Source organism: Stenotrophomonas sp. SMYL41 (genome assembly GCF_036319965.1).
Lineage (GTDB): Bacteria > Pseudomonadota > Gammaproteobacteria > Xanthomonadales > Xanthomonadaceae > Stenotrophomonas > Stenotrophomonas maltophilia_R.
The window spans coordinates 41,269-51,197 of record NZ_JAWIRX010000018.1; the positions used below are offsets into that span (position 1 = coordinate 41,269).

Consider the following 9,929-nt stretch of genomic DNA (forward strand, 5'->3'; position numbering starts at 1 on the left):
ACGGGTGTTCATACGGATGCTCCTTCCACGGCGGTGACCTGCACGGACACGCAGTCGTAGATCTTCTCCATCTGCCGGCACAGGGTCTCCGGCGGACGCTGTCCATCCACCACCAGCTGCAGGTGCCAGCGGCCATCGTCGGCGGCCATCGGCGCACCGGTGATCGCACGCGGCGCGAAGCCACGGCGTTCGGCCATGCCGATCACGCGCAGCAGCGCGCCTTCGGCCGGGTGCAGCACCAGGTCAAGCCGGTATTGCATTGGGGGTCTCCTGGCGGGCGTGGGCGGGATTGCTTTCCAGCATCGTGCTGTTGGCGGTGTTCGGCGGCACCAGCGGCCACACGTTGGCGCGTGCGTCGATGGCCACGTGCAGCAGCGCCGGGCCGGGCTCGGCCAGCAGCGCGGCCAGGCCACCCTCGACGTCATCACGCGCGTCGATGCGGGTCGCGGCAATGCCGAACACCTGCGCCAACGCCACGAAGTCCGGGTTGTCGGACAGGTCGATCTCGCTGTAACGCTCGGCGAAGAACAGCTCCTGCCACTGCCGCACCATGCCCAGCGAACTGTTGTCCAGCAGCACGATCTTCACCGGCAGGCGGCAGCGGGCGATGGTGGCCAGCTCCTGCACGTTCATCATGAAGCTGCCGTCGCCGGACACCAGCACGACGGTGCGATCGGGGCAGGCGAACTGCGCACCCATCGCAGCCGGCAGGCCGAAGCCCATGGTGCCCAGGGCGCCGCTGGTCAGGTGGTTGCGCGGGTGGTTGAAGCGGCAGTGCTGCGCCACCCACATCTGGTGCTGGCCGACATCGCAGGCGATCACCGCATCGGCCGGCGCCAGCTCGCTCAGGCGCTTCAGCATGGCCGGTGCGTAGATGTGCTGGCCGGGCGCGTCGTAACGCGCAGCGAAACGATCGCGATGCTGTGCACAGCGCTTGCGCCATGCGTCCTGGTGGGCCTCGGGGGAGGGGAAGGCCGCACGCAGGGCGCGGATGGCATGGCCGACATTGCCGGGCACGGCGACATCGGCGCTGCGCAGCTTGGAGATCTCGTAGGCGTCGGCATCGATGTGGACGACACGGGCGAACGGTGCGAACTCGGCCAGCTTGCCGGTGGCGCGGTCATCGAAGCGTGCGCCCAGCACCAGCAGCAGGTCGCTTTCCTGCACCGCCATGTTGGCCGCGCGGGTGCCATGCATGCCCAGCATGCCCAGCGACTGCGGGTGGTTGGCCGGCAGTGCGCCCAGCCCGCGCAGGGTCATTACGGTGGGGATGGCGCTGGCCTCGACGAAGTCGCGCAGGTCCTGCACCGCATCGCCCAGCGCGATGCCACCACCGGCGTAGACCACCGGCTTTTCGGCGGCCGCCAATGCGGCGATGGCCTCGGCGATGGCAGCTTCGGCCGGGGCCGGCGGCGGCTCGACGCTGCTCGGCACGTGCGCCGGCAGATGGCTGGCATCGGCCAGCTGCACGTCCTTGGGCAGGTCGATCAGCACCGGGCCGGGCCGGCCTTCGCGGGCGATGCGGAAGGCATCGGCGACCACGCGGGGCAGGTCGTCGACGCTGCGCACCAGCCAGCTGTGCTTGACGATCGGCAACGTCAGGCCGAACACATCCAGCTCCTGGAAGGCGTCGGTGCCCAGCAGCGGCGTGGCGACCTGGCCGGTGATGCAGACCATCGGCACCGAATCCAGCATCGCGTCGGCGATGCCGGTGACCAGGTTGGAGGCGCCCGGACCGGAGGTGGCCACGCAGACGCCCACCTGGTTGCTGGCGCGGGCAAAACCATTGGCAGCCAGCGCAGCGCCCTGCTCATGGCGCACCAGGACGTGCTTCAGCGACGAATCCACCAGCGCGTCGTAGAACGGCATGATGGTGCCGCCGGGATAGCCGAACAGCGTGTGGACGCCCTCGGCCTCCAGCGCCTGGGTCAGCCAGCGCGCGCCATTGGGCGGCGCGCTGCGATGTGTGGAAGAGTTCATGGGGGAACCTTGCAAAGCGGGTGGGGGAGGGCCGCGCGGTTACGCGGCCTGTCCTTGCAACCAGACCATCTTGGCGCGCAGTTCCTTGCCCACCTTTTCGATCGGGTGCTCCAGGTCGGCCTGCTTGAACCTGTTGTAGTTCGGCAGGCCCGCTTCGTACTCGGCCACCCAGTTCTTGGTGAAGGTGCCGTCCTGGATGTCCTTCAGGACCTCCTTCATGCGCGCCTTGGTGCCGGCGTCGATCACCCGCGGGCCACTGACGTAGTCGCCGTACTGCGCGGTTTCGGAGATGAACTCCAGCATGCGCGAGATGCCACCTTCGTAGAACAGGTCGACGATCAGCTTCAGTTCGTGCAGCACTTCGTAGTAGGCGATCTCGGGCTGGTAGCCGGCCTCGACCAGCGTCTCGAAACCGGCCTGCACCAGCGCCGAGGCACCGCCGCACAGCACCGCCTGTTCGCCGAACAGATCGGTCTCGGTCTCTTCCTTGAAGGTCGTCTGGATCAGGTTGGCGCGTGCACCGCCGAGGCCGGCCGCATAGGCCAGGGCGTACTCGGCCGCCTTGCCGCTCTTGTCCTGGTAGACCGCCCAGATGCACGGCACGCCACGGCCGATTTCATACTCGCGGCGCACCAGCGCACCCGGTCCCTTGGGCGCGACCAGCACCACGTCCAGGTCCTCGCGCGGCTTGATCATGTCGAAGTGCACGTTCAGGCCGTGCGCGAACAACAGCACCGCACCCTGTTTCATGTTCGCAGCCAGCACGTCGTCGTAGAGCTTCTTCTGCACCATGTCCGGCGTCAGCACGGCAACCAGGTCCGCATCCTTCACTGCGTCGGCCGGTGCTTTCACGGTGAAGCCATCGGCCTGTGCCTTGACCTCGGTCGGGCCGCCCGGACGCAGGCCTACCACCACGTCGAAGCCGGATTCGCGCAGGTTCAGTGCGTGGGCGCGGCCCTGGCTGCCGTAGCCGATGACGGCGATCTTGGTCTGGGGCAGGTCGTTGGTGCTCATGGGGGAGGTTCCTTGCGGTGGGAAGAAAAAAGAACGGCCGGTCGTCGAAGTGACGTGCCGGCCGGTCAGGGGAAAGCGGTGGAGGAGGCGCCATGCGTCGCACAGGCACAGCGACCACGAGGCGTCGTGGTGGTGCTGCTCCAGGTTTTGAAGTTGGCGTTGTTCATGGTGGTTGCGTCTGAAACCAGGTTCTGGAATGAAAAAACCCGCACCGGAGCGGGTGCGGGTTTTTGAAGAGTTCCGGTGTGTTTGTTGCTTACACGCTGGCTCGTCCCGCACCTGTGGGTTGGGTAATAAGTACGAGCACAAGAATCGAACGCAGCGATGCGGCGCCGATGTCGGCGGCTTCGATGTGGGTTCGCGGTGGCGTGTTGTGTTGCAGCATGTGATCGAGAGAAACACAGCCGTTTCGGCGATGTCAACCCTCGCAACGGATTTTTTATCGGTTTCCGCTGCATCCAGCGCAATCGCTTGTGGCACAAGGATGGTTGCCGCTGAAAGTGATTCGGTGAACCCGAATTCACTCCTTTCAGGGCCGCTTTTGCGCGGAATCCGGCGGATTTTGGCCTTGGTGGGGCGGACCGTGTTCCGCACCCACCCCAGGATCAACGCCCATGACCTCTGCCCGATACCGCGTGAAGGCTGCAGCGGCGAAGATCGGGGAACCACCCTTCCATCGGAACCCGACCGTGTCCCGACGCCTTGCCCGTTCCCTGCTCGCCGCCGCCGTGCTGGCTGCCGTGCCCGCGCTGTCCTTTGCCGCCGACCGCATCACCGGTCACACCTTCGCCACCCGTTCGGAGGTGATCGCCCCGCATGCGATGGCCGCCACCTCGCAGCCACTGGCCACCCAGATTGCGCTGGACGTGATGAAGGGCGGTGGCTCGGCCGTGGACGCGGCGATTGCCGCCAACGCCGCGCTCGGCCTGATGGAGCCCACCGGCAACGGCATCGGTGGTGACCTGTTCGCCATCGTCTGGGACCCGAAGACGCAGAAGCTCTATGGCTACAACGGCTCGGGCCGCTCGCCGAAGTCGCTGACCCTGGCCGAGTTCCAGCGTCGTGGCCTGAAGGACATCCCGGCTACCGGCCCGCTGCCGGTGTCCGTGCCCGGCGCGGTCGATGGCTGGTTCGCGCTGCACGACCGCTTCGGCCGCAAGCCGATGGCGGACAACCTGGCGCCGGCCATCCGCTATGCCCGCGAGGGCCACCCGGTGGCCGAGGTGATCGCCTACTACTGGGACCGCTCGGTGCCCAAACTGTCGCAGTACCCGGGCTTCAAGGAGCAGTTCACGATCAACGGCCACGCCCCGCGCAAGGGCGAGATGTGGAAGAGCCCGAACCTGGCCAGCACGCTGCAGAAGATCGCCGACGGCGGGCGCGACGCTTTCTACAAGGGTGACATCGCCCGTACCATCGGCGACTACTTCAAGGCCAATGGTGGCTACCTGAGCTACCAGGACATGGCCGACCACAACGGTGAGTGGGTCGAACCGGTCAGCAGCAACTACCGTGGCTACGACGTATGGGAACTGCCACCGAACAGCCAGGGCATCGCTGCGCTGCAGATCCTCAACGTGCTGGAGGGCTACGACTTCTCCAAGATCCCGTTCGGTTCACCGGAGCACGTGCACCTGTTCGTTGAAGCGAAGAAGCTGGCCTTTGCCGACCGTGCGCGCTTCTATGCCGACATGGCGTTCCAGCCGGCGCCGGTGCAGAAGCTGATCTCCAAGGAATACGCCGCACAGCGCCGCGCGCTGATCTCGATGGACAAAGCGCTGAAGGAAGTGCAGCCGGGGACGCCGAAGCAGCTGGAAGAGGGCGACACGATCTACATGACCGTGGCCGACGCCGACGGCATGATGGTGTCACTGATCCAGTCCAACTACCGCGGCATGGGCAGTGGCATGGCGCCGCCGGGGCTGGGCTTCATCCTGCAGGATCGTGGCGAGATGTTCGTGCTGCAGAAGAACCATCCCAACGGCTACGCACCGGGCAAGCGGCCGTTCCAGACCATCATCCCGGCCTTCATCACCAAGGGTGGCAAGCCGTATGCCAGCTTCGGGGTGATGGGCGGCGCGATGCAGCCGCAGGGTCATGCGCAGATAGTGATGAACCTGGTGGACTTCGGGATGAATCTGCAGGAAGCCGGTGATGCGCCGCGCATCCAGCACGAAGGCTCGACCGAACCGACCGGGCAGGCTACGGCAATGTCCGATGGCGGCGAGGTGAATCTGGAAACCGGGTTCCCGTATGAAACAGTGCGTGCGCTGATGCGCAAGGGGCATCGCATCGTGTTTGCCGATGGTCCCTATGGCGGGTACCAGGCGATCATGCGTGATCCCGACACCGGGGTTTACTACGGTGCCTCGGAGAGCCGCAAGGATGGGCAGGCGGCGGGGTATTGAGGTTTCCCGGCCGCCGGGCTGAGCCCCCTCTGCGGTGTCGGTTTAGAAGCTGGATTGCGTGATTGGGCCGGGCGGGTGGATTGTCTGGGGGACGCCGTGAATACGTCCCTGTAGGCTCGGTCGCCGCATCCATGCGGCTCACGCCCCCAGCCAACCCACCCGCCCGGCCACGGACAGTTTCCGTGTCCGTCACCGCAGGAAAAGAAAAAAGAAGAGCAAGAGCAAAGGCAACAGCAACAGCAAAGGCAACAGCCGCGCGCTTTGGGTTGGGGTCGGATCCGTTTTCCATAGGAAAGCGGCTCCCACCCCGTCCGGGTGTGCGCTACACCGCAAACACGCATGGCGTGGAAAACCCACCGTCACACGGAAACTGTCGGGGGTGGGGCGGTGTGGGCCGGCAGGACCGTTGGCGCCATGGATGGCGCCATCGAGCCCCCAGGGACGGGTTTACGGCGTGTCCTGCCAGCCCACACCGACCCGCCCAACCAACAGCAACCCAGAGCCGCCGTTGAAGTTGCTGTTGCTGTTGCTTGAGAAAAGCAGTGCAGCCGCAGGCTGCAAAACCCCCTCAATCCTGATCGTGCGCGCGCGCGGCCTCCGCCTGGGTCTCCTCCTGCGCCGCCATCTCGCGTGCGATCCAGGCATCGATCATGTGCCGCTGGCGCTGCGCCTGCCGCCGCTCGCGTGTGTACTCCTGGTCCAGCACGCGGTGCAGCGACACCATCACCAGCACCATCAGCAGCGCGAACGGCAGCGCCGCAATCGTGATCATGCCCTGTAGCGCCTCGAGGCCGCCGGCCAGCAGCAGAGAGCCGGCGATCAGGGCGATTCCCACGCCCCACGCAATCTTGTGCCTCTGCGAAGGCTCGCCTGCGTCGTCGGTGGACATGGTGGCCAGCACCAGCACCGCCGAATCCGCGGATGTCACGAAGAAGATCATCAGCAACAACAGCGCAGTGCACGACAGCAGCACAGGCAGCGGCATGCTGTCAAACATCGTAAACAGGACCGTTTCATAGCCATTGCCCAATGCCTGTAACAGGTCTGCCTGTCCGAAAATCTGCATCCAGATGGCACTGCCGCCGAAGACCGAGAACCAGAAGAAGCCAAGCAACGTCGGCGCCATGACGACGCAGACAACGAACTCCCGTACGCTGCGCCCGCGCGAGATGCGAGCAATGAAGGAACCGACGAAGGGCGCCCACGAAATCCACCAGGCCCAGTAGAAGATCGTCCAGTCGGCCACCCAGGTGCTGGATGAGAACGGCGACATGCGCAGGCTCATCGTCACCAGCTGGTTGAGGTAGGAGCCCAGCGTGGTGGTGAAGGTGTTGAAGATCGCGCCGGTAGGGCCCAGCACCAGCACCAGGGCCAGCAACAACGCCGCCAGTGCCAGGTTGAAGTTGGAGAGCCATTTCATGCCGCGGCCGACGCCGCTGAGCGTGGACGCCATGTATAGAACGAAGGCCACCGCAATGATCGTCAGCTGCAGGGGCACGCCCGCCTGCACGCCGAACACGCGCTCCACGCCGGCCGCGATCTGCACCGTTCCAAAGCCCAGTGCGGTGGCCACGCCCACTGCAGTGGCAACGACCGCGGAGATGTTGACGATGTGCCCGATCCAGCCGCGATGGTGGCGGCCGATGATGGGCTGCAGCATGTCGCTGATCTGGCCGCGGCCATTGCGGTTGAACCGGAACCAGGCCATTGCCAGGCCGATCAGTGCATAGATGGCCCACGGGTGCAGGCCCCAGTGGAAGAATGCATAGCGCATCGATGCGCGCGCAGCATCCATGCTTTCCGGCGCCAGGCCCTCGGGCGGCTTGCTGAAGTGCGAAATGGGCTCGGCCGCGCCCCAGAACACCAGGCCGATACCCATGCCGGCGGCGAACAGCATCGACATCCAGCTGGCCCGCGAGAATTCGGGCTCGGCGTCTTCGCCACCGATGCGCAGGTTGCCGAAGCGGCCGAACGCCAGGTACATCAGGAACACCAGCGTCAGGAACACGACCAGCAGGTAAAGCCAGCCGATGCCGCGGATGAGTTCACCGAGGATGCTCTGCACCACGGCATTGAAGGGGCCCGGTGCAACACCGGCAAGCAGCACCAGCAGCAGGACCAGTGCGATGGAAACGCGAAACACCATGAAGGAGCTTCTCCGATCAAGGGATTGAGGGGAGCGAGCAGAGCTTGCAGCGAAGGGCCGGCGGCATGCAGCACGAGCCGGGCAGGGGCCGCGAAGACGGCGAAGGAAACACCGGTCGCAGCGACACGATGCGCGTGCACGTTACTGAACGCGACGTCATGGTTCTGTTAACGAATAGCGATTGGGGTCAGATCCGCTTTCCGCAGGGAAGCGGATCTGACCCTCGGGGCTAACTCCGGAGGCGGGCGGTCTATGCTCTAATGCACATCAAGAAGCGGGGGTACCGCGGCCAAGCGGCCACGGTTGAGACAGTCCCTTGGAACCTGATCCGGCTCATACCGGCGTAGGGAAGCTTTGCAGTGCAGCCGTGCCCGGACTCCGCCCAAGGACCGTCCGTGCGCGGGCGCAGTGCGCCGCCGCTTCGTCCCTGACCTTTCTGGACGATGCCCGATGAACGCACAGCTCTCCGCCCTGCAGCAACAGGCCCAGCAACTCTCCGAATCCGTGACCCGGCCCATTCCCGGCTCGCGCAAGATCCACGTGCCCGGTTCGCGTCCGGATCTGCAGGTGCCGATGCGCGAGATCGCGCTGACCCGCACGCCGACGCTGTTCGGAGGCGAAGAGAATGCACCGGTCACGGTCTATGACACGTCTGGCCCCTACACCGATCCGGACGTGCGTATTGATCTTTCCGCGGGCCTGCCGGCGCTGCGTCGCGGTTGGGTGGAGGAACGCGGCGATACCGAGCAGCTCGACGGCCTGAGTTCGTCGTTCGGCCGCGGCCGCGAGCAGGATCCCAAGCTCGATGCCGTGCGTTTCCCTGCGCGCAGCCTGCCGCGCCGTGCACGGGCAGGTGCGAACGTCACCCAGATGCACTACGCGCGCCGCGGCATCATCACGCCGGAAATGGAATTCGTCGCCATCCGTGAGAACCAGCGGCTGGAAGCGATCCGCGATGCCGGCCTGCTGCAGCAGCACCCGGGCGAGGCGTTCGGGGCTTCGATCCAGAAGATCATCACGCCAGAATTCGTGCGCGATGAGATCGCGCGCGGCCGTGCGGTGCTGCCCAACAACATCAACCATCCGGAAAGCGAGCCGATGATCATCGGCCGCAACTTCCTGACCAAGATCAACGCCAACATCGGCAACAGCGCCGTGTCCTCGGGCATCGCCGAGGAAGTGGAGAAGCTGGTGTGGGCGATCCGCTGGGGCGGCGACACGGTGATGGACCTGTCCACCGGCAAGCACATCCATGAGACCCGCGAGTGGATCATCCGCAACTCGCCGGTGGCGATCGGTACCGTGCCGATCTACCAGGCGCTGGAGAAGGTTGATGGCCGTGCCGAAGCGCTCACCTGGGAGATCTTCCGCGACACGCTGATCGAGCAGGCCGAGCAGGGCGTGGACTACTTCACCATCCATGCCGGCGTGCTGCTGCGCTATGTGCCGCTCACTGCCAAGCGCGTGACCGGCATCGTCAGCCGGGGCGGCTCGATCATGGCCAAGTGGTGCCTGGCGCACCATGAGGAGAACTTCCTCTACACACACTTCGAAGAGATCTGCGAAATCATGAAGGCCTACGACGTGACCTTCTCGCTGGGCGATGGCCTGCGTCCGGGCTGCATCGCCGATGCCAACGACGCGGCGCAGTTCGGTGAGCTGGAAACGCTGGGTGAGCTGACGAAGATCGCCTGGAAGCATGATGTGCAGACCATGATCGAAGGCCCTGGCCATGTGCCGATGCAGCTGATCAAGGAGAACATGGACAAGCAGCTGCGCGAGTGCGGTGAAGCGCCGTTCTACACGCTGGGCCCGCTGACCACCGATATCGCACCGGGCTACGACCACATCACCAGTGCGATCGGTGCGGCGATGATCGGCTGGTTCGGCACGGCCATGCTCTGCTACGTGACGCCGAAGGAGCACCTGGGCCTGCCCAATCGCCAGGACGTGCGCGACGGCATCATGGCCTATCGCATCGCCGCGCATGCGGCCGACCTTGCCAAGGGCCATCCCGGCGCGCAGGTGCGCGACAACGCACTGAGCAAAGCGCGCTTCGAATTCCGCTGGGAAGACCAGTTCCACCTTGGCCTGGATCCGGAGAAGGCCAAGGAGTTCCATGACGAGACGCTGCCGAAGGATGCGCACAAGCTGGCGCACTTCTGCTCGATGTGCGGCCCGCATTTCTGTTCGATGAAGATCACCCAGGACGTGCGTGACTACGCCGAGGCCGGCATGAAGGAGAAGTCGGAAGAGTTCCGCGCTGCTGGCGCCGAGGTCTACCGCCAGGGTTGATGCGGAAACGGGGGTGGCGGGCGGGGGGCGGGCCGACCGCGCCGCAACCAGGAACCCCCGAAGGGCCCGGCAGAGCCCCCCGGGCG

6 protein-coding genes and 1 riboswitch are annotated in these 9,929 nt (G+C 65.5%); of the genes, 2 read left to right on the top strand and 4 right to left on the bottom strand.

Annotated elements, in window-relative coordinates; genetic code table 11:
- Positions 1 to 8: 8 nt before the first annotated feature.
- From V3B30_RS18260 to ilvC, 3 genes are read right to left on the bottom strand one after another with little or no spacing between them, the layout of a single operon-like run.
- Positions 9 to 260, bottom strand: a complete 252-nt coding sequence (locus V3B30_RS18260; RefSeq protein ID WP_100473848.1) for an ACT domain-containing protein — start codon at positions 258 to 260, stop codon at positions 9 to 11.
- Positions 244 to 1,980: an acetolactate synthase 2 catalytic subunit gene (gene ilvG / locus V3B30_RS18265; RefSeq protein ID WP_262083716.1), complete on the bottom strand. Its 1,737-nt coding sequence runs from the start codon at positions 1,978 to 1,980 to the stop codon at positions 244 to 246. The genes V3B30_RS18260 and ilvG overlap by 17 nt, the downstream gene beginning before the upstream one ends.
- 39 nt (positions 1,981 to 2,019) lie before the next feature.
- Entirely contained in the window at positions 2,020 to 2,994 is a 975-nt protein-coding gene (ilvC, locus tag V3B30_RS18270; protein ID WP_014038401.1) for a ketol-acid reductoisomerase, read from the bottom strand.
- Between the two features lie 614 nt (positions 2,995 to 3,608).
- Here ilvC and ggt point away from each other — a divergent pair.
- Positions 3,609 to 5,402 carry a gamma-glutamyltransferase gene (ggt, locus tag V3B30_RS18275; protein ID WP_262083717.1) on the top strand — a complete coding sequence of 598 codons (1,794 nt, stop codon included), beginning with the start codon at positions 3,609 to 3,611 and terminating at the stop codon, positions 5,400 to 5,402.
- Positions 5,403 to 5,970: 568 nt separating this feature from the next.
- Here ggt and V3B30_RS18280 read toward each other — a convergent pair.
- A complete protein-coding gene (locus tag V3B30_RS18280; RefSeq protein ID WP_262083718.1) occupies positions 5,971 to 7,548 on the bottom strand; it encodes a BCCT family transporter in 1,578 nt (525 codons plus the stop codon).
- A 266-nt stretch (positions 7,549 to 7,814) separates the two neighbouring features.
- Positions 7,815 to 7,916: riboswitch (TPP riboswitch) on the top strand.
- An 82-nt stretch (positions 7,917 to 7,998) separates the two neighbouring features.
- Here V3B30_RS18280 and thiC point away from each other — a divergent pair.
- Complete coding sequence (thiC, locus tag V3B30_RS18285) at positions 7,999 to 9,843, top strand: phosphomethylpyrimidine synthase ThiC (protein WP_262083719.1); 1,845 nt, start codon at positions 7,999 to 8,001, stop codon at positions 9,841 to 9,843.
- Positions 9,844 to 9,929 lie beyond the last annotated feature (86 nt).